General features: G+C 61.8%; 20 protein-coding genes and 1 pseudogene. 8 read left to right on the top strand and 13 right to left on the bottom strand.

Annotated elements, in window-relative coordinates:
* Positions 1-50: 50 nt before the first annotated feature.
* Together pdxA and IYW40_RS11180 are read left to right on the top strand one after the other, a co-directional pair.
* Positions 51-1052 (top strand): 4-hydroxythreonine-4-phosphate dehydrogenase PdxA, encoded by a 1002-nt coding sequence (gene pdxA / locus IYW40_RS11185; RefSeq protein ID WP_196400206.1) that lies wholly within the window; start codon positions 51-53, stop codon positions 1050-1052.
* Positions 1053-2012, top strand: a complete 960-nt coding sequence (locus IYW40_RS11180; protein WP_196400207.1) for a 16S rRNA (adenine(1518)-N(6)/adenine(1519)-N(6))-dimethyltransferase — start codon at positions 1053-1055, stop codon at positions 2010-2012.
* Here IYW40_RS11180 and IYW40_RS11175 read toward each other — a convergent pair.
* The 7 genes from IYW40_RS11175 to fabG form a co-directional block, all read right to left on the bottom strand.
* Entirely contained in the window at positions 2006-2365 is a 360-nt protein-coding gene (locus IYW40_RS11175) for a DUF488 domain-containing protein (protein WP_196400208.1), read from the bottom strand. The genes IYW40_RS11180 and IYW40_RS11175 overlap by 7 nt on opposite strands.
* Before the next feature lie 31 nt (positions 2366-2396).
* Positions 2397-3038 carry a guanylate kinase gene (gene gmk / locus IYW40_RS11170; protein ID WP_196400209.1) on the bottom strand — a complete coding sequence of 214 codons (642 nt, stop codon included), beginning with the start codon at positions 3036-3038 and terminating at the stop codon, positions 2397-2399.
* Positions 3039-3110: 72 nt separating this feature from the next.
* Positions 3111-3998 carry a YicC/YloC family endoribonuclease gene (locus tag IYW40_RS11165; protein WP_196400210.1) on the bottom strand — a complete coding sequence of 296 codons (888 nt, stop codon included), beginning with the start codon at positions 3996-3998 and terminating at the stop codon, positions 3111-3113.
* Between the two features lie 75 nt (positions 3999-4073).
* On the bottom strand, positions 4074-5858 hold the full coding sequence (gene mltG, locus IYW40_RS11160) for an endolytic transglycosylase MltG (RefSeq protein ID WP_348644262.1): 1785 nt from the start codon (positions 5856-5858) through the stop codon (positions 4074-4076).
* Between the two features lie 593 nt (positions 5859-6451).
* Positions 6452-7714 (bottom strand): beta-ketoacyl-ACP synthase II, encoded by a 1263-nt coding sequence (fabF, locus tag IYW40_RS11155; RefSeq protein WP_196400212.1) that lies wholly within the window; start codon positions 7712-7714, stop codon positions 6452-6454.
* Between the two features lie 90 nt (positions 7715-7804).
* A complete protein-coding gene (locus tag IYW40_RS11150) occupies positions 7805-8044 on the bottom strand; it encodes an acyl carrier protein (protein WP_014891668.1) in 240 nt (79 codons plus the stop codon).
* A 298-nt stretch (positions 8045-8342) separates the two neighbouring features.
* Entirely contained in the window at positions 8343-9080 is a 738-nt protein-coding gene (gene fabG / locus IYW40_RS11145) for a 3-oxoacyl-[acyl-carrier-protein] reductase (RefSeq protein WP_196400213.1), read from the bottom strand.
* 425 nt (positions 9081-9505) lie between these two features.
* Here fabG and IYW40_RS11140 point away from each other — a divergent pair, with 425 nt between their 5' ends.
* A complete protein-coding gene (locus IYW40_RS11140; protein WP_196400214.1) occupies positions 9506-10285 on the top strand; it encodes an outer membrane beta-barrel protein in 780 nt (259 codons plus the stop codon).
* Positions 10286-10387: 102 nt separating this feature from the next.
* Here the strand turns inward: IYW40_RS11140 and fabD are convergent, their stop codons facing one another.
* Complete coding sequence (gene fabD, locus IYW40_RS11135; protein WP_196400215.1) at positions 10388-11335, bottom strand: ACP S-malonyltransferase; 948 nt, start codon at positions 11333-11335, stop codon at positions 10388-10390.
* 106 nt (positions 11336-11441) lie between these two features.
* On the opposite strand from fabD, the gene IYW40_RS11130 reads away from it, so the two are divergent.
* Positions 11442-12017, top strand: a complete 576-nt coding sequence (locus IYW40_RS11130; RefSeq protein ID WP_246720721.1) for a nucleoside deaminase — start codon at positions 11442-11444, stop codon at positions 12015-12017.
* Positions 12018-12140: 123 nt separating this feature from the next.
* Here the strand turns inward: IYW40_RS11130 and IYW40_RS11125 are convergent, their stop codons facing one another.
* Positions 12141-12407, bottom strand: coding sequence for a hypothetical protein (locus tag IYW40_RS11125; RefSeq protein ID WP_196400348.1), 267 nt, complete (start codon positions 12405-12407; stop codon positions 12141-12143).
* A gap of 316 nt (positions 12408-12723) precedes the next feature.
* Positions 12724-12798, bottom strand: a pseudogene (locus IYW40_RS22260) (heme-binding protein); the annotation flags it as partial.
* A gap of 228 nt (positions 12799-13026) precedes the next feature.
* On the opposite strand from IYW40_RS22260, the gene IYW40_RS11115 reads away from it, so the two are divergent.
* Together IYW40_RS11115 and IYW40_RS11110 are read left to right on the top strand one after the other, a co-directional pair.
* Complete coding sequence (locus tag IYW40_RS11115; RefSeq protein ID WP_196400216.1) at positions 13027-13443, top strand: hypothetical protein; 417 nt, start codon at positions 13027-13029, stop codon at positions 13441-13443.
* On the top strand, positions 13341-13958 hold the full coding sequence (locus tag IYW40_RS11110; RefSeq protein ID WP_348644267.1) for an AAA family ATPase: 618 nt from the start codon (positions 13341-13343) through the stop codon (positions 13956-13958). The genes IYW40_RS11115 and IYW40_RS11110 overlap by 103 nt, the downstream gene beginning before the upstream one ends.
* 489 nt (positions 13959-14447) lie before the next feature.
* Here IYW40_RS11110 and IYW40_RS11100 read toward each other — a convergent pair whose 3' ends face one another.
* The 3 genes from IYW40_RS11100 to IYW40_RS11090 all read right to left on the bottom strand — a co-directional run bounded on the left by IYW40_RS11100 (position 14448) and on the right by IYW40_RS11090 (position 18358).
* The gene (locus IYW40_RS11100; RefSeq protein WP_196400219.1) at positions 14448-15464 is read right to left on the bottom strand and encodes a hypothetical protein; all 1017 of its coding nucleotides are present in this window, start codon (positions 15462-15464) and stop codon (positions 14448-14450) included.
* A gap of 145 nt (positions 15465-15609) precedes the next feature.
* The gene (gene acs, locus IYW40_RS11095) at positions 15610-17544 is read right to left on the bottom strand and encodes an acetate--CoA ligase (RefSeq protein WP_196400220.1); all 1935 of its coding nucleotides are present in this window, start codon (positions 17542-17544) and stop codon (positions 15610-15612) included.
* 181 nt (positions 17545-17725) lie between these two features.
* On the bottom strand, positions 17726-18358 hold the full coding sequence (locus tag IYW40_RS11090; RefSeq protein WP_196400221.1) for a cyclic nucleotide-binding domain-containing protein: 633 nt from the start codon (positions 18356-18358) through the stop codon (positions 17726-17728).
* A gap of 125 nt (positions 18359-18483) precedes the next feature.
* Between IYW40_RS11090 and IYW40_RS11085 the strand changes: the two genes are divergently transcribed.
* Together IYW40_RS11085 and leuD are read left to right on the top strand one after the other, a co-directional pair.
* Positions 18484-19017: a DUF2243 domain-containing protein gene (locus IYW40_RS11085; protein ID WP_196400222.1), complete on the top strand. Its 534-nt coding sequence runs from the start codon at positions 18484-18486 to the stop codon at positions 19015-19017.
* A 100-nt stretch (positions 19018-19117) separates the two neighbouring features.
* On the top strand, positions 19118-19723 hold the full coding sequence (leuD, locus tag IYW40_RS11080) for a 3-isopropylmalate dehydratase small subunit (protein ID WP_196400223.1): 606 nt from the start codon (positions 19118-19120) through the stop codon (positions 19721-19723).
* The last annotated feature ends 66 nt before the right edge of the window (positions 19724-19789 follow it).

Raw genomic sequence — 19789 nt, 5'->3', positions numbered from 1 at the left:
TCTTCTTGTGGCCAATTTGACCTTCGCGCTTCGCTGCGTTTCGCGGCGAGATGAACGCCGTAGCGCCCATCGCCCTCACTCAAGGCGACCCTTCAGGCATCGGGCCGGAGCTCGCGCTCATGGCCTATGTCTTGCGCGAATCACGCGATCTGCCACCGTTTTTTTTGCTCAGCCATCCCGCCTTTATCGCCCGCGTCGCGGCCACTCTCGCGCTCGAAATCCAGATTGAAAGCACAACGGCGGCGCAGGCCCGCGATGTCTTCTCCCGCGCGCTGCCTGTCGTCGATACGGGGCGTCATGTTGTCGCCGGCGCGCCAGGCAGACCCGATTCTCAAGACGCTCAATCAACGATTGGCTCGATCGAGAAGGCGGTGGAATGCGTCGCAAAGGGCGAAGCGCGCGCCGTCGTCACCAATCCGATCGCGAAATCGGTTCTCTATGAAGCCGGATTCAAACATCCCGGGCACACCGAGTTTTTGGCGGAGCTCGCGCATCGCCATTATGGCGGCGATTACCGCGCGGTGATGATGCTGTGGTCGGACGAACTCGCCGTCGTTCCGATCACGATTCACATTCCGCTCGCCGACGCCTCGAAAAACCTGACGCGCAAACTGATCGTCGAGACGGGAGAGATTGTGGCCCATGATCTGCGCGCGCGTTTTCACGTCAGTAAGCCGCGCCTGGCTTTCGCCGGCCTCAACCCTCATGCGGGCGAAGAGGGCGCGCTTGGCCGTGAGGAGATTGACACCATCGCGCCGGCGATCGCCGAATTGCGCGCGCGCGGCGTCAATGCGTCTGGACCTTTTCCCGCCGACACGATGTTCCACGAATCCGCTCGCGCGAAATATGACGTGGCGCTGTGTCCGACGCATGATCAGGCGCTGATTCCGATCAAGACGCTCGCCTTTGAGCGCGGCGTGAATGTCACGCTCGGCCTTCCTTTCGTGCGCACGTCGCCCGATCATGGAACGGCCTTCGACATCGCCGGCAAAGGAATCGCCGATCCGACAAGCCTGATCGAGGCGATCAAACTTGCAGGACGCATCAGTTAAGTGGTCGACGCGCTGCCGCCTTTGCGAGACGTCGTCGCCCGCTACGGACTCGACGCAAGAAAATCGCTTGGACAGAACTTTCTGTTCGATCTCAATCTCACCGCGCGCATCGCCCGCGCCGCCGGGCCGTTCGACGACACGACCATCGTCGAAATCGGTCCCGGTCCCGGCGGGCTGACGCGTGCGCTGCTCGAGCAAGGCGCGCGAGTCATCGCCGTCGAACGCGATCCTCGCTGTCTGCCGGCGCTCGAAGAGATCGCGGCGCATTATCCAGGCCGGCTGACGATCGTCGAAGGCGATGCTTTGGAGATAGACATTGCAGCGCTCGTGCGGACCCACGCGCCTGTCATTCCCGACGCTCGTGAAACGAGCGATCGGGAATCCAGGGCAAATTCCGATAACAACGCCGCTGCTCTGGATCCCCGATCAGACCTGCGGCCCGTTGGGAAGAACAGCCGTCGGTCCGCCCGCATCTGCGCCAACCTTCCGTATAACGTCGCGACGGCGCTGCTGACGAGGTGGATCGCAGCGGAACCCTGGCCCTCGGTCTTCGATCGCTATGTGCTGATGTTTCAAAAAGAGGTCGCATTGCGCATCGTCGCGACGCCGAAAGAGCGCGCCGATTATGGTCGGCTCGCCGTGCTGTGCGGCTGGCGCACAAAGGCGCGCATTCTTTTCGATGTGTCGCCCGCCGCCTTCACGCCGCCGCCGAAAGTGACCTCTTCCGTCATTGAGCTGACGCCAAATCCGAATCCGCTTCACTGCGATCCACGGACGTTGTCGCGCGTCACGCAAGCCGCCTTTGGACAGCGCCGAAAAATGTTGCGGCAAAGTTTGAAGTCGCTTGGCGTCGACGCGGCGGCGCTGCTCGAAGCGGCCGGAATAGGCGAAACCAAGCGGGCGGAAGAGATCGACGTCGCCGGCTTCGTCGCTCTGGCGAACGCGCTTTCGGCTCAGTGACGCTTGCGTAGATCGTCTCGCAGCACGACGGCGTTGTTCATCGATTCATCGTGCGCCGCATAGAGCAATGTGACGCGGCCCTTGCGCGTCAATGCGCGAAGCGACTCGACCTGCGGCTGCGTCTCGGGCGCGGCAAGCTCGGCGCGATAACGCTTTGCGAATTCTTCCCACCGATCAGGTCTATGGCCGAACCAGCGCCGCAGCGTATTGCTTGGCGCAACGTCCTTCGCCCAGAAGTCGATTTGCGCCTTGTCCTTGCGCAAGCCGCGCGGCCAAAGCCGATCGACGAGCACGCGGGTTCCGTCTTCCGCTTCGGCTTGCTCGTAAACGCGCTTGAGAGCAATAGGCGCCATGGTGACGAGATAGCGCGCGGCGCGCGAAGAGCTATTCGCTCAATAGCTTGGCGACGAATTGCTCGATTTCCTTGTCGCGCCTTGGCCGCCTCTGCCGTTCGGCGCGCAGGATCGCGATCAGATCGTCGAAGGCGCGCTGCAGATCGTCGTTGACGATCACATAGTCGTAGTCTTTCCAGCGCGCGATTTCCTTGCGCGCATTCTCCAGACGCCGCGCCATCGCGTCGCGCGAATCCTCTGCGCGCCGCTCAAGTCGGGCGCGCAGTTCATCCATCGACGGCGGCAGGATGAAGACGGTGACGGCGTCAGCGCCCATCTTCTCCCGCACCTGGCGCGTGCCCTGATAGTCGATGTCGAAGAGGCAGTCGCGGCCTTGCGCAAGGATGTCTTCGACCGGCCCGCGCGGCGTGCCGTAGAAATTGCCGTGAACCTCGGCCCATTCCAACAGTTCGCCGGCGTCGCGCATGGCGACGAATCGACGCTCGGGGATGAAGCTGTAGTGGATGCCGTCGACTTCGCTCGAACGTCTTGTGCGCGTCGTTACTGAAATCGACAGCGTCAGATCGAGATCGCGGTCCTGCAGCAGCATTCGCGTCAGCGTCGTCTTGCCCGCGCCGGAGGGCGAGGAAAGGATGAGGACAATGCCGCGGCGGCTGGATGGAGTCGGAAGCATGACTTTTCGAGAGGTAGTAGCCAATAGTGAGTAGCGAGTTAGCGAGTAGCGGCCTCTCTGTCCACTCGCGACTCACTCGATGTTCTGAACCTGCTCGCGCAGCTGCTCGACCTCGATCTTCAGTTCAAGCCCGATCGCCGAGAGTCCAGCGTCGTTCGATTTGGCGCAAAGCGTGTTGGTCTCTCGGCCAAGCTCCTGCGCCAGAAAATCCAGACGACGGCCGATCGGCCCACCCGCGACGAGCAGTTTGGAGGCGCTCTCGACATGCGCCTTCAGGCGGTCGAGCTCCTCGCGGATGTCGGCTCGAACCGCAAGCAGCGCCGCCTCCTGATGCAGTCGCGCCGGATCGAGGGACTCGGCGTTCTCCAAGAGGCGCGCGAGCTGCTGCTTCAGCCGCGCGCGAATCGCTTCGGGCTGGCGCGCCGGCGCCGCGTCGGCCTGCGCGGCGAGGATCGATATGCGGTCGAGCCGCTGACGAAGAACCGCCGCCAGAGCATCGCCCTCCGCGGCGCGCGAGGCGGTCAGCGCGTCAAGAGCTTCATCCAGCGATCCGAGAATATGCGCGTCGAGCTCGGCGCGCTCTGCCTCAGATAGCTCCGGCTCGACGATCTCGACCACGCCGCGCACCGCGAGCAGACCGTCGAGCGTCGCGGGTCCGACATGGGCGGGCGGCGGGCGTTCTGAGAGCGCGGCAAGAAGGGCGTCGAGAGCGGCGCGGTTGAGACGGGCGACCTGGCTCTCGTCTTCGCGCCTTGCGACAAGATTGGCGAAGACCGCCCCGCGGGCGAGCCGCGCCGCGATTTTTTCCCGCGCCTTGATCTCCACGAAGTCGAAATCGGGCGGGGCGCGCAGACGCAGGTCCAGCCCCTTGGCGTTGACGCTCTTGAGCTCCCACGCATAGCGAAAGGCGGCGACGGCGCCTTGAACGCGGGCGAATCCCGTCATGCTGTGAATGCTCATTTGCGGCGGCGACTCCGAGACGGCGAATCGGCGTGAGGCCGACGTGCGCCGCGCCTCACTATCGCCGCGCCGGCCTTACCGCAAATCGCTCGTCATAGGGACAGTCTTAGCTGAGGTGAGATCCCAGCTCTTGTCACGCAGCGGGTCGAGCGGCGTGCCTTCCGAGGCGTCGAAGGCGCGGGGACGAAGGGGCCGACCCGTCGCGGCCAAAGCCGTGGCGCCCGCCGGCGGCGCGGCGTCCTGGGCGAGCCGTCCGCCGAGCGCTTCGCTGGGAAGCTCGTCGGAGCCTGCCGCAAGTCCGAGACGCGCCGCGCGGGCCCTCTGTTCGGCGCGCTGCGCCGGCGAGACGGGATAGGCGGCGATCTCGCCGCCATCGTCAGGCTGAGCGTCAGGATTTTCGCGCGCGATCGTCGTCATATCCGGATTAAGCCGCTCCTCCTCCGCACGGGGCGGCGGCGGGCGGCCGACGAAAAGCATAGGGTCGAACAGCGCCTTGGCGCGCAGCTGCACGGAGTCCTCGGTAAAGAAGGGCCGCGCCCGCCTTAAGGCGGCATATTCAGCCGCCTGGACCTGCGTGCGGTCGCCATGGCCGCCGAGGAAAAAATCGGCTTCGGCGTAACCAAATTTGCCGAGCCGGTGAGTCGGGCCGTCATCGGGCGCCATCGCCCGGTTCGGCGGGAAGTCTTCGTGGCTCTCGGCAAGCGTGACGAGACGTCCGATGGGCGCCTGCGTGCGCTTGTCGGGCTTGGGCGCGGCCGGCGCGGGGACGCCGGGCGTGGCGCGATCAACCGCGCCATCGGTCTTCTCCTTCTCCAGTCGCCGCCAGTTCTGGACGTTGCGCGAATGCTGGTCGAGCGACTCGGAGAAGACATGACCGCCCGTGCCGTCGGCGACAAAATAAAGATCGCGCGTCGGCGCCGGATGCGCGGCGGCTTCAAGCGCTGCGCGGCCAGGATTGGCGATCGGTCCTGGCGGAAGACCGTCGATGGCGTAGGTGTTGTAAGGCGTCCACTTCTCGATCTCGGCGCGCATGATCGGACGGCCGAGCGTCGCTTTTCCGCCGACGAGGCCGTAGATGATCGTGGGATCAGACTGAAGGCGCATGCCTTTGCGCAGCCGATTGACGAATACGGCGGCGACGTGCGGCCGCTCTTCGTCCTTGCCGGTCTCCTTTTCGACGATCGACGCCAGCGTCACCAGTTCGTAGGGCGTGCGCAATGGCAGGTCCGGGGAGCGCTTCGCCCAGATTGCATCGAGCGTCTTGCGCTGATCCTCCTGCATCTTTGTGAGGAGACGCGCCCGAGGGTAGCCGCGCGGGTATTTATAGGTCTCCGGCAGCAGAGCGCCTTCCTTCGGAAGGTCGACGACATCGCCCGCCAGCAGTTCGGCCTCTTTCAGCTTTTGCACAATTTGTTCCGAAGTCAGACCTTCCGGAATGGTCACGCTGTGCATGATCTGGCGGCCGGAGGCGATCTGATTGATCACGTCGCGCAGGCTGATGTTTTTCTTGAAGCCATATTCGCCGGGTTTCAGCTTGCCGAGCTTGCCTTCGAGAACGATCCCGAGCTGCATGAGCGTCGAATTGGCGATGACGCCTTCGCGCTCGAGTTGGGAGATGATCTCAATCAAATCGCTGCGCGGCGGAATATAGACGACCTTGTCGGCCGCGAGCGGTCCGGGCTCTTTCAGTTTGTGCATGGCGGCGATGAGGCCGAAGACGCCGGCGACAAGCGCGACGAGCACGAAACTCAGGAAGCCGCTCGCCACCGAAAGCGTTCCTTCGCGGCGCTTACGCTTTTTTGGCGGAGGCGCGGGTTCTACCTGCTTAGCGCTTTGCGGCGTGGCGCGCCGCCCGAACATGCCGGCTACGGGGGAGGCGTCGGGCTTTTTCGCCGAGGGCTGGCCGGGCGGTTGGAGCGGGGGCGCTTCAGACTTGGCTGTAGGTGACGACGGCGGCGGCGCGGGCTTCGCGATGTCGCCTGATGGCGGTGCGGGAGCTTTCGGCGGCTCGGGCAGAGGCGCTTCAGCCTTCGCTGCGATCGGCGGCTGGCTTGGCGGTTCCGGCGCGGACGCGACCATGGCCGGCCCTTTCACCAAGGCGGCGTCGGACGGCGAAACTTCCGTCGGCGGCGAGCCAGAGTCCTTTGCGGGCGCGTTCAGGGTCGGTTGAACTGCGAGATCTTCGTGTGGCGGGGCGGCGGTTTCGGCGTTTTTGGCCGGGGTCGGCTCGCTCGGCGCCGCTACTGCGGCGTCTGTTGGCTTTTCGGGCGCGCCTTTATTGTCCGCTTCGCTCATCGCACTACGCCCATCAAACGTCGAAGATCTCACGCCGATTATCGCCGAAGACTTACACTATGCCTCATTGTGGCGAATTCAGGAATGCGCCGCTTCCGTTCGCAGGCTCCGGCGTATCGCGAGATAGGCGTTCGAATGCGCCGGCTGAGCGCCCGGGCTCAGGAGGCGCGGCGAAACACCAGCGAGGCGTTCGTGCCGCCAAAGCCGAACGAGTTCGACAAAGCGATATTGATTTCCTTCTCGCGTGCTTTGTGCGGCACGAGGTCGATCGTCGTTGCAACCGAGGGATTGTCGAGGTTGCGGGTCGGCGGCGCGACATTCGCCTGCATCGCCAGGATCGAATAGATCGCTTCGACGGCGCCGGCGGCGCCGAGCAGATGGCCGATCGCAGATTTCGTCGATGACATGGCGAGCTTGGGTTCGATGTTGCCGAGAAGGCGTTCGACGGCCTTGAGTTCGATCTCGTCGCCGAGCGGCGTCGACGTGCCGTGCGCGTTCACGTAATCGATGTCGGTCACGGAAATGCCGGCGCGCTTCAGCGCCGCCTTCATGCAGCGATAGGCGCCGTCGCCGTCGGGCGCCGGGGCGGTGATGTGATAGGCGTCGCCCGACATGCCGTAGCCGATGAGTTCGGCGTAGATTTTCGCGCCACGCGCCTTGGCGTGCTCATATTCCTCAAGCACGACGCAGCCTGCGCCTTCGCCAAGCACGAAGCCGTCGCGGTCCTTGTCATAGGGCCGGGAGGCGGCTTCGGGGCGATCGTTGAAGCCGGTCGACAACGCGCGGCACGCGGCGAAGCCAGCGACGCCAATGCGATTGACGGGCGATTCGGCGCCGCCGGCGACCATCACGTCTGCGTCGCCCACCGCGATGATGCGTCCCGCGTCGCCGATGGCGTGCGTGCCGGTGGCGCAGGCCGTCACCACCGCATGATTCGGGCCCTTCAGGCCATGCATGATGGAGACATAGCCCGCCACGAGATTGATGATTCTGCCCGAGACGAAGAAAGGCGACACGCGGCGCGGTCCCTTCTCCCTCAAGGTGACGGAGGTCTCATAAATGCCGCCGAGGCCGCCGATGCCGGAGCCGATCAGAACGCCAGTCGATTCCTGCTTCTCTGGGGTGTCGGCCACCCAACCGGAGTCTTTTAGCGCCTGCGTCGCTGCGCTCGCGCCATAGATGATGAAATCATCGACCTTGCGCTGCTCTTTGGGATCGAACCAGTCGTCAGGATTGAACGTGCCGTCCGTGCCGTCGCCGCGCGGCACGACCGCCGCGATCTGACATGCGAGGTCGGAGGCCTCGAATGTGTCGATACGTTTGAAGCCGCATTCTCCGGCGGCGAGACGGCGCCAATTGGTGTCCACGCCGCAGCCCAAAGGAGATACGACGCCAAGACCGGTGACGACCACCCTGCGCATGGCTCTACTCTCAACCTTTATGTTGTCGGAAATGGCGGCGTCGGCGAAGCCTCGCGAGAAGATTCGCCGCGCGCTTGGATGTTCAGTTCGTCAGGCGGCCTTCGCCTTTTCGAGAAACTTCACTGCATCGCCCACAGTGAGAATCGTCTCGGCGGCGTCGTCGGGAATCTCGACGCCGAATTCTTCCTCGAAAGCCATGACGAGTTCGACGGTATCGAGCGAATCGGCTCCCAGATCGTCGATGAAATTGGCCTTGTCGACGACCTTGTCGGCTTCGACGCCGAGATGCTCGACAACAATCTTTTTCACGCGCTCGGCGACATCGCTCATCTTCTTTGATCCCTGTCTGCGTTTGGCGCCTCACGCGCCGTGTGGCGATTTGGAGCAGGCCTGCTGGCGTGCTCCATGATCGCCCTTCATCCCTTTAACGTGCAATCGCGCGCTGATCGCCCTGATGTGTGCGAGACGCGTTGCGGCTTGCTCCACCGGGTTTAAATCGCGGCGACGCCGCCCCTCAGCGGCGAGGTCTGGTAGCATACTTCCCTGGGCATGGCGAGAGGCGTCCCCGCGTTCTCACGGACGCGGCGAAAGGTCGCCGCAGACGTGTTTTCCGGGCGATTCGCCTCTCCTAGATCATGGCCATGCCGCCATTGACGTGCAGGGTTTGTCCGGTGACGTAGCCCGCCTCCGCGCTGGCCAGATAGACGCAGGCGGCGGCGACGTCGGCGCCGGTCCCGAGCCGTCCCGTCGGCACCATGCGCAGGATCGCCTCCTTTTGGGCGTCTGTCAGCGCCTCGGTCATCGGGCTTTCGATGAAGCCGGGCGCGACGCAATTGACGGTCACGCCGCGCGAGGCGACCTCGCCGGCCAGGGACTTCGACATGCCGATCATGCCCGCCTTGGCGGCGGCGTAATTGCCTTGCCCGGGATTGCCGGTCACGCCGACGACCGAAGTGATCTGGATGATCCGGCCGAAGCGCTTTTTCATCATCCCGCGCAGCGCCGCGCGCGACAGGCGAAACGCCGACGTCAGATTGACGTTGATGACGGCGTCCCAGTCCTCGTCCTTGAGGCGCATGAACAGCATGTCGCGGGTGATGCCGGCGTTATTGACGAGAATGTCCAGACCGCCCATCGCCGCCTCCGCCGCCGGCACGAGTTTCTCGGTCTCGTCCTTTTGCGAAAGATTGCAGGGCAGAATGTGCGTGCGGCCGTTCAATTCGCCGGCAAGCGCCTCGAGCGCCTCTTTTCTCGTGCCGGAAAGCGCCACGGTCGCGCCGGCGGCGTGAAGCGCGCGCGCGATCGCCGCGCCGATTCCGCCGCTCGCGCCCGTGACCAGCGCAGTCTTGCCGTTGAGATCAAACATATCTCCCCCTCTCCTCCCTCGCGCCGATGAAGCGAGCTTTATAGCTCAGTTCGGGGGAGTGGCCTTTTTTCAGCCGCGGTTCAACTTCAAACGACCGCCTCCACAACGGCGGACGCCACCGATGCCCGGTCGGAAATTGGGAGAAAATGGGCGCCAGTCCGGCTTCGTTTCGCAAGCGACGGATTCGAGACTGAATTGCTCAACGACGCATCGGAATCGGCGTCAAATTTCATTGTGGCGTAACTGCAACAGTCGAAATCTTTTGGGTCTTTTGGGCCCGTTTTTACCTTCTGTTTGTTGTTTCCCGCGCGAAATTTGCGCACAGTCCGCCGTGCTTGGGGGTCAGCGTCCTTAAACGTCCGAGAGAGTCACAGGACTGACGCGCACCTATTAATTTAAGTTGGCTCGAAATGAAGGATAGAGAGATGAAGACAGCGATCTCGGCCCTGGCTCTGGCGACGGCGCTTTTCGCCGGCGCCGCGAACGCCGCCGATCTACCCTCCCACAAGGCTCCTCCGCCGTACATCCCCCCGCCGCCGATCATGACCTGGACCGGGTTCTACGCCGGTCTTAACCTCGGCGGTGGCTTCTTTGCCAGCAATTCCTCCAATCAGGGTTGGAACGGGGGCTGGAACAACGGCAACAACAGCACCGGCGGCGTGATCGGCGGCGGTCAGCTCGGCTATAACTTCCAGGTTACGCCGATGTTCGTCGTCGGCGTTGAGACCGACTTCCAGGGCACGAGCCTCGGCTCGGGCGGCGGCGGCAACAACAACTGGTGGTTGTTGGGCGGCGGCTTCGGCGGCGGCGGCGCAGGCACGGCGCGTCTGAACTGGTTCGGCACCGTTCGCGGCCGCGTCGGCATCACCCTGCTGAGCCCGCAACTGTTGGTCTACGGCACGGGCGGCTTCGCCTATGGCGAAGTGCAGCGCAACAGCTGGTGGAACCAGAACAGCGCCGTGCAGACGGGCTGGACCGCTGGCGGCGGCGCCGAGTGGATGTTCTTCCCGAACTGGTCCGCCAAGGTCGAGTATCTGTATACGCAGATCAGCGGCACCGGGAACAACAACAACTGGGCGTGGGCGTTCAACCCCGGCTGGGGCCTGAACAGCACCAACAACCGCACGCGCTTCCACACGATCCGCGCGGGCATCAACTACCACTTCCACTTCGGCTCCCCGGCGCCGGTGTTGGCCAAGTACTAATCCAAGTACTAATCCTACCGATCGGCCTTACGGTCGAGAGAATGGGCCCGGTCCTCGCGACCGGGCCTTTTCTTTTGGCGCTTCCGTTTCTCTTCCCGGCCTCTATGCGAAGCCGCGATAGGCGTCGAAATCGGCGGGCGCGCCCACCGAAATGCCCGCGGCCTGCGGCGCGATCCGCTTCAATAGCCCCGCGAGAACCTTGCCCGAGCCGCATTCGACGAACTTCGTCGCGCCGTGACTCGCCATATAGGCCACGCATTCGCGCCAGCGCACCGCGCCGGTGACCTGCTCGACGAGCAGTCGGCGAATCGCCTCCGGGTCCCGCGTCGGCTCCGCCGTCACATTGGCGACGACCGGCACGCACGGGGCGCTGATCGCCGCTCCGGCGAGCGCCTCGCGCATGGCGTCGGCGGCGGGCTGCATCAGCGCGCAATGGAAGGGCGCGGAGACCGGCAGCAGCACGGCGCGCTTGATTCCCTTCTCCTTGGCGATGTCGATCGCCTTGTCGACGGCCGCCTTGGCGCCCGAAAGCACCACCTGGCCGCCGCCATTGTCATTGGCGACCTGACAGACGCCGTTCGCCGCCGTCGCCGCCTCCTCAGCGATGGCGCGCGCTTGATCGAGGTCGGCGCCGAGCAGCGCCGCCATGGCGCCTGCTCCGACAGGGACCGCCTTCTGCATCGCGTCGCCGCGAATGCGCAGCAGCCGCGCCGTATCGGAAATCGTCAGCGCGCCCGCCGCAGCAAGAGCCGAATATTCGCCGAGCGAATGTCCCGCGACGAAGGCCGCGTCGCGCGCGAGGTCGAGGCCGCATTCGGCTTCCAGCGCGCGAATCGTCGCGAGCGAAACCGCCATCAGCGCCGGCTGGGCGTTGGCGGTGAGCGTCAGCTCCGAGTCAGGGCCTTCGAACATGAGTTTCGAGAGCGGCTGCGACAGAGCGTCGTCGACCTCAGTGAAAACCGCGCGCGCGGGCGCGAAGGCGTCGAACAGCGCCTTGCCCATGGCGACCGCCTGAGATCCCTGACCGGGAAAAATGAAAGCCTTCTGCATGCGTAACCGTCCCTGCTTTATTATTGTTTGGGTCGCCGCGTGTGGCGCCGGGGGGTTCGCTGTGTCAAGTTGGCGCGTGACGTCGAAACGCGCGCTGGAGCGGGAGATGAGCCAAACGACATGCGGCGGCGACGCCGGCCGCTTCAATCGGCGCGCCGCGCTGGCGACGCTGGGCGCAGGTTTTGGGTTAGCCTTTGGCGCCGCGCCGGCGCAGGCCCATGCCAAGCGCGCGCCCGTCCGGCCGGAGGATGAGAAATTTATGCGGTTAGCGATCGCGGAAGCCGCCAAGGGCGACTTTCCGTTTGGCGCCGTCATCGTACGCGACGGCAAGGTCGTCTCGACCGGACGCAATATGGGCGTGACGAACAACGATCCAACCGCGCATGGCGAGATGGTGGCGATTCGCCGCTTCGTCGCCGACAATCCGGCGAAAGAGCTTAAAGGCGCGACGCTTTACACGTCGGGCGAGCCCTGCCCGATGTGCATGGGCGCGATCGTCTGGTGCGGCATGGGGCGTGTCGTCTATGCGGCGTCGATCGAGCAGCTTGAGAAGCGGATCGGCCAGATCATGATCACGAGCAAAGCCGTGGCGGAGGCCGCGCCGTTTCTGACCGTCGCCATCACCGGCGGCGTGTTGGCGACGGAGGCGTTAGCGCTCTTCGATAAAAAAAGCGGCGGCTAGGCCGATTGCGCCGAGCTTGACCATTTCGGCGATTCGCTAAGGCCCCTCTTTTTGAAAGAGGGGCCCGAGGCTTGGAATGAGCGATGGGTGTTTCGCGAACCGTCACGAACACGCCCTCGCCGCTTATGAGCGATAGATGGAAGACTGACGGGCGGGATCAGGCTCCGACAACGATGCGCGGCCCTTGCCCCATTTCCGTTTCTGCTTGAGGCAGCCGTTGCCGAACGTGCCCCAGGACGCCGGATTCTTCTTGCCGCAGCGCCAAGAAAGGGCGGCGTTTTCGACAGAATCGCCCGGCGCCTTCAGCGAAGCGCCCATCGGCGCGGCGTTCGCGTCGACGCTCAGAGAGCCGGCCGCGATGGCGGCGGCGAGAAACAATGCGGTCTTCATGAAATTTCTCCAAAAATGAGTCTCGATAACGTTTGCGGCGAACACGAAGGTTCTCCGCAAACGCTTGTCTTGCGATTGCAAGACGGGACGACCATACGACTCGAAGGGACGGACGAACGTGCGGCGGCGCACGGGGCCGCGCATGGCGATCCGTCCGGCGGCGCGAGGCGGCGGCGATGAGATCTGCAAGTGGCGCGAAATCCGGCTGAGCGACTCGCATATGCCGACAGGGCGCCTGCAGACTCATTAGAGTCGCGCGCGCCGAAATATAACCGGCGAGGCGGCGGAAGCCTTCGCTAATGGCCGCGCCGCGCTCGCCGGCGACCGTCGTCTCTGCGACGATCTGCGGCGCGTAGTCGCGAATTTCGATGGCCCCTGACGAGGCGACCACCGAATATCGCGCATGCTCCACATCGGAATCCGCGCGTGCGGGGGCAGCCGCGATCAGTCCGACAAGATGGCAAGAAAGCGCCGCATCTCCTGGGTCCTCTTTTCTGAAGAGGTAAGATGCGGTGCGGCAGGGCGTCGGAACAGGCGGCAGGGCGCCAAAGAGGGGCGGTTTTTCGCCATCAGTCCGTTAAGGAAAGCGAATGAGGAACTATTCGCAGGAGTAACACACGTGAGCGACGCTTTGATATTCAGCATACATCCTGAATGGGTGGAGAAGATTCTCTCCGGTGCAAAGCAGTATGAGCTTCGTCGACGGCCACCAAAATTGTCTGGGCCGACCGCCGCGTTCCTCTACGAGACCTCGCCTGCGAGTCGGCTTAGGGTGGTGTGCAAGGTAGGTCCGATAATTTCGGGAACACGTGAAGAAGTTTGGAGGCAGGTCGGTTCTCTGACCGGCCTTAATCGTCACGAGTTCGAATCGTATTTCCGATCTAGGAATATCGCCTATGCGATCAAAATTGATGAAGTTCGAGAGATCCCGCCATGGTCACTCGCCTGTCTCCGGGAACAGTTCCGGTTCGTCCCACCACAAGCTTGGTGTTACGCCCGCGAAGAGCTGATCCGCTCGATTGGAGCTGTAAGATGATTGTTATAGTTTGTGGTTTGTCAGGTAGCGGAAAAAGCTCTCTTACAAAAAATTCAGACTTTCTGTCTCTAGGCTTCGTTCTCGTTAGGGCAAGTGATTTGCTTCGGTCAGCTGGGCTTCCGACAACACAGCTCCGGGCCCGCGACGCCCTCTTGAACCAGGAATATCTCATTGATAAGATTTCGGACCTAGCAGCAGAGAGAGCGTTCATCGTACTGGATGGACACCTGCTGATCGAAACGATAGACGGCCCCCAACTCGTTCCCGATACCATCGTGAGTCGGTTGCCGGTAAGCTACATCCTGTTTGTTGATACAAGTCCCAAAGAGATCATGAAGCGAAGGGCTCGCGAGAACGGTGTGTGCGTTGATGAGCTATCCGATCTTGGGGAGCTTGAACATATTCACGCTCGTCGGTTAGCCAGAAAGGGCAGGGTTCCGTTCGGCTCAATCAAGGACGGCGACGTTGTAGCCTTTGACTTGATCCTCAAAGGCCTTTTAGGAGGGTCTGATTAGACGTCCGTTGAAGACGTGCTCTAGTTTGCCGCTACGGTATACGCCCTCAATAACTTGAGTGCGTTTGAAATGCCATGCCGACACAAGTTTGTCGAATTCACCTATCCGCTCTTCAGGCACTGTGAAGAGGGGACGATTAGTGCCAAGCCATTCAAATGCGCTGGCAGCTAGCGTTCTGCCGATTCCCAGACCCCTGAATTCCGGAACTACCCATAGTGTGCATAGCTTAGTTTCCGAAGGGTCGCGTTTCACGATCGCGACTCCAGCTAAAAAATTTTCACGGTAAGAAAGAAAAGCTTCTCTCGTCCCTAATCTTAAGCCGGGCATCACCTGTGTGTGATACCAGTTCTCAAATCCGGGATAGAAGCATTCCAAGCGGCGCAATGCACTCCAGCAATCACCGTTCTCGGAGCCGATGATCGCTGACAGCCTGTAAGGGTCTGTCCAAGATAAGCGAATCACAGCGAGCCCTCACCACGTCGAAGTGACTTATTGACACGAACCGCCCACGATGTGAATCCCTCGTCGAATCATGAAACGAAAAAGTTTTTTTGCTAGACTCACTAGGGTCGGCAAAGAAAGCAACGTTAAAGCCGCAATCCCGATCTTTAAATGGTTCCAATTAGTTTGAGCGGCGCAATCAGGTCCTGACGGGCTCAGATAAGCATATATTTCCGCTTCAAAGGCCGTAGCCGCCATGCCGATGAGAACAATTGCAAAAATATACAGTGGGATAAGATGGTTTATTGTCCTGAACGACGCAAAAGCAGTGAAATCATCTATATTCTCTGTGGATGCTTTTACACGCCAATGATATAGCATCATCTGTTGTGGCGCTTTCTTGCTTAAAGATGCGAGATAACTCGACCATAGGTGTTTTTCCAACCGCCTTATTTTGTGAAAACCGGTGTGCGATCTAACTAATTCCGCTCTAAAATCCCTGATTAATATGAAATATATGGCCGACAACTTTGGCCAGCGCATCATTGGGTAAGCCTGCAGCAATCCAGCCGGGAAGGTCCGACGTTCATTTAACCGAAATTCAATCATATCAGTCGTATAAAACGAGCTGACGAAGATTCTATCGGCTTGTTTGAAGTTACTTACAAACAATTGGCGAAGCTGCCCGCTTAGCAAAAGCCTAATCCTGATGTAGTAGTCGCCTACCTGACTCATTTTATTGAAAATGCTCTCTTTAAATTGAAGGATGCTTCCCGCCGTCTTATCTCCGTCGTAGATATGCCGGATCTCGACGTCGGATTGCATATCCAATTTCATAACATAAAGGGAAACGCTAGAGTTTGATTTAAGTGCCGCGAAGGCATCATTTGTCTCTCGTCCAATGCGTAGACTCTCGTTAAAGACCGCTGAAAGCGTCTTTTGATCCTTTAGCACCTGAGATAAATCAACGACGTTAGCAGCCTCGATCTTAGCGGGCACAAAAAAATTCAATTTCTCAATCGCGTGCCTCTCCTTGATGCGAAAGCCAACATCAAGCGCGTCCATCTTAGAGCCAGGTAAGTTTCTCCACATGTTAAAGTGGAGTTCAATACATGGCTCGTGACCATCAACTTGCACTTCGTCAGATTCGTACCAAAGCGCGAGACTTCCATCCAACATGGTTGCACCATAACATTTAACCGGTGCCAACTTATTTGATAGACTTGGCCTTTACCAGCTCCTCCACGACCCCCGGATCGGCGAGCGTCGACGTGTCGCCAAGTGCGCCAAATTCGCCCTCCGCGATCTTGCGCAAGATGCGCCGCATGATCTTGCCCGAGCGCGTCTTCGGCAGTCCCGGCGCGAATTGCACGATGTCGGGCGTCGCGATCGGCCCGATCTCATGGCGCACCCAATGCACCAGCTCTTTGCGCAGATGCTCGCTCGGCGTCACGCCCTGATTGAGCGTGACGAAGGCGTAGATGCCCTGCCCCTTGATGTCGTGCGGATAGCCGACGACGGCGGCTTCCGACACTTTCTCATGCGCGACGAGCGCGCTCTCGACTTCCGCGGTGCCGAGGCGATGGCCCGAGACATTGATGACGTCGTCGACGCGGCCGGTGATCCAGTAATCGCCGTCGGCGTCGCGCTTGGCGCCGTCGCCGGTGAAATATTTGCCCGGAAAAGCCGAGAAATAGGTCTGCGCAAAACGTTCGTGATCGCCATAGACGGTGCGCATCTGCCCCGGCCATGAATCCGAGATCACGAGCAAGCCTTCGCATTGGCCTTGGAGGACATTGCCGAGCGGATCGACGATCTCGGGCGCGACGCCGAAGAACGGCCGCGTCGCCGAGCCGGGCTTGAGATCAATCGCCCCGGGGAGCGGCGAGATCAGCACGCCGCCGGTCTCCGTCTGCCACCATGTGTCGACGATGGGACAGCGGCCTTCGCCAACGACGCGGTGATACCATTCCCACGCTTCCGGGTTGATCGGTTCGCCAACGGAGCCGAGCAGGCGCAGCGACTTGCGGCTGGTCTTTTTGACGGGCGCCTCGCCCGCCGCCATCAGCGCGCGAATGGCGGTGGGGGCCGTGTAGAAAATATCGACCTTATGCTTGTCGACGATCTCCCAGAAGCGGGACACGCTCGGATAATTCGGCACGCCTTCGAACATCAGCGTCGTCGCGCCATTGGCGAGCGGGCCGTAGACAATATAGCTGTGTCCGGTCACCCAGCCGACGTCGGCCGTGCACCAATAGACGTCGACCTCGCGATAATCGAAGACGAGTTCATGCGTGAGCGATGTGTAGACGAGATAGCCGCCCGTCGTATGCAGCGCGCCCTTCGGCTTGCCGGTTGAGCCGGACGTATAGAGGATGAACAGGGGATCTTCCGCGTCCATCTCCGCATAGGGACAATCGGCGTGCACGCGCGCGGCTTCTTCCTCGTAGCGGAAGTCGCGGCCGGGCTGCATGTCGATCTCGGCGCCGGTGCGCGTCACGACGATGACCGTTTTCGCGGAAACCTTGTCGAGCGCCGCGTCGACATTGGCTTTCAGCGGAATCTTCTTGCCGCCGCGCAGGCCTTCGTCCGCCGTGACGATGACCTGTGATTCCGCGTCGGCGATGCGTCCCGCAAGCGAATCCGGCGAGAAGCCGCCAAAGACCACCGAATGAACGGCGCCGATGCGCGCGCAGGCGAGCATCGCGAAGGCGGCTTCGGGAATCATCGGCAGATAGATGGTGACGCGGTCGCGCTTCTTGACGCCGTGCCTCTTGAGCACATTGGCGAAGCGGCAGACTTCTTCATGCAGTTCGGCGTAAGTGATATGGCGCGAGACGGAAGGATCGTCGCCTTCCCAGATGATCGCGGTCTTGTTGGCGCGCTCCGGCAGATGCCGGTCGATGCAATTCATCGCGACATTGGTGGTGCCGTCCTCGAACCAGCGTATCGAAACATTATGCGTGTCGAAGCTGGTGCGCTTCACTTTTGAAAAGGGCGTGATCCAGTCGATGCGCTGCGCCTGCTCTGCCCAGAAGCCGTCGGGGTCTTTGATTGAGCGTTCGTAGAGCCGGCGATAGGTCGGTTCATCGATGCGCGCGCGCTTTTTCCAGTCGTCCGGCACGGGGTAGATTTTTTGCGACATTCGTTTCTCCATCGACGCTTTTCGTAAACGCCCGCCCGTCATGGCCGGGCTTGTCCCGGCCATCCACGTCTTTATGGCGACGCAGATTGGGGAACATGGCGCAGTGTCTCGGCGTGGATTCCCGCGACAAGCGCGGGCATGACGCGGAAAGGGGACGCTTACGGGCACGAAATGGGAGCGCTCATCCCTTGCGGGCGCGGGCGAGCTCCACATTATGCTGCATGCGCCGAACCATGAGCCGCATCAGGTAAAAGCCAAATTGCGGAGTCTGCGCCGCGAGCTGCAAGAGATCGTCATAGCGCACGCAAAGAAGCTCGACGTCGGTCGCGGCGACCGCGGTGGCGGTGCGGCGATTTTCATTGGTGAACATGCCCATCTCGCCAAAGAGCGTTCCGGGCTTCAGCGTGACGTCGGGTTCGCGCAGATGGATCTCGCCGTGCACCAAGAGATAGGCTTCCTCGGACAGGTCGCCGATGCGATGCAGGACGAAGCCTTCGGAAAGCTTTATGGGCCGCATATAGGGACGCAGCCATTCGAAATCGAAATCCTCGGAGGCGGCGGCGCGAATATCCTGAACGAGCCGCCGGATCTGCCGGAGCCGCACGATGTTGACCGGGACCAGAAAGGCGTTGAGCGCGAAGAGCGGGTAGAGACCCTTGAGGAAAAAGTAAGCGGCGAACAGCGCATTGGCGAGGATGGCCGCGATCCGCAGGGGGATCATGGTGTTCGACACATAAACGAACACGCTCGCCGCCGCGGCGAGATAGCCGAGGACTTCGATAAGCAGACCGTTCAGCGTGGTGGGCAGCGTCATGGCGAGATCGCTCGGACTTCAGCTTCGCCCAACACCTTTAGCAGAAGACTTTGTAAAAATGCGAGGGCGGAACACGTCTCGGCCCCGGGCGTTGCAAAGGTCTACGGGGTGGAGCAGGAATCGCCATGACGCAGTCCGCCAGCATTCGTCCCGCCCGCGCCGGGGGCGGCTTTCCGACCGCCGCCGCGATCATTCTTGGCGTGGGCCTTGGCATCTTTTTTGACGGCATCGTTCTGCATCAACTCTTGCAATGGCATCATCTGGTCAGCAACTGGAGCCCCGCCGGGACAGTCGAGGGCATGGAATTCAACACCTATTGGGACGGGATCTTGCACAGTTTCGCTTATGTCTGCGTCGGCGTGGGACTGTTCCTTCTGTGGCGCGCCTCGCGCCGCGCCGGTTACATGTGGTCCGGCCGGCGCCTGGCGGGCGCGCTGCTGATCGGCTGGGGCGGATTCAACCTCTACGATGGCGTCATCAACCATCTCGTCCTCGGCATCCATCATGTGAATGAACGAGTCGATCGCGCCCAATGGCCGATCTATGACGCGGGCTTCATCATCTGGGGCGCCGCGATGTTGCTGGCCGGCTTTCTGCTTCTGCGCGGCGGCAAGGCGGAGGCGGGGAGCGAGGCCCAGAGCACGCTCCGACAAAGTTAACATTTTGATTTTGGCGATCCCCGCGTCCCTTCGCGCTTTGCCCTCGCTGCGGCGATTTGGTAAAGGGCGCTAGACTTCCTCGCGCCACACCGAAAGAAACATGGACAAGTTCACCACGCTGACGGGCGTCGCCGCGCCGCTGCCGATCATGAACGTCGACACGGACATGATCATCCCCAAGCAGTATCTCAAAACCATTCAGCGCACCGGCCTCGGCAAGGGCCTCTTTTCGGAGATGCGCTATCGCGACGATGGTTCCGAGAATCCCGATTTCGTCCTGAATCAGCCGGCCTACCGCAATGCCCGCATCCTTGTCGCCGGCGACAATTTCGGCTGCGGCTCGTCGCGCGAACATGCGCCCTGGGCGCTGCTCGACTTCGGGCTCCGCTGCATCATTTCGACGAGTTTCGCCGATATTTTCTATAACAATTGCTTCAAGAACGGCATCTTGCCGATCGCGGTGAGCGAGGCCGAGCTCGAAAAGCTGATGGACGACGCCAAGCGCGGCGCCAACGCCACCCTGACCGTTGACCTCGCCGCGCAGGAGATTCGCGGGCCGGACGGCGGCGTGATCACATTCGACATCGACCCTTTTCGCAAGCACTGCCTGCTGAACGGGCTCGACGACATCGGTCTGACCCTCCAAAAAGCCGACAAGATCGACGACTACGAAAAGCAGGCCGCGGCGAAGCGCCCTTGGGCCTGACAGCAACATTGGCGCCGCAGCCCGGCGGCGCCGAGCTAATGTTTCCGAAGCGGCCTTTGGCGCCCC

Source organism: Methylocystis sp. H4A, assembly GCF_015709545.1.
GTDB lineage: Bacteria > Pseudomonadota > Alphaproteobacteria > Rhizobiales > Beijerinckiaceae > Methylocystis > Methylocystis silviterrae.
This window is presented reverse-complemented; position numbering and strand designations above follow the sequence as displayed.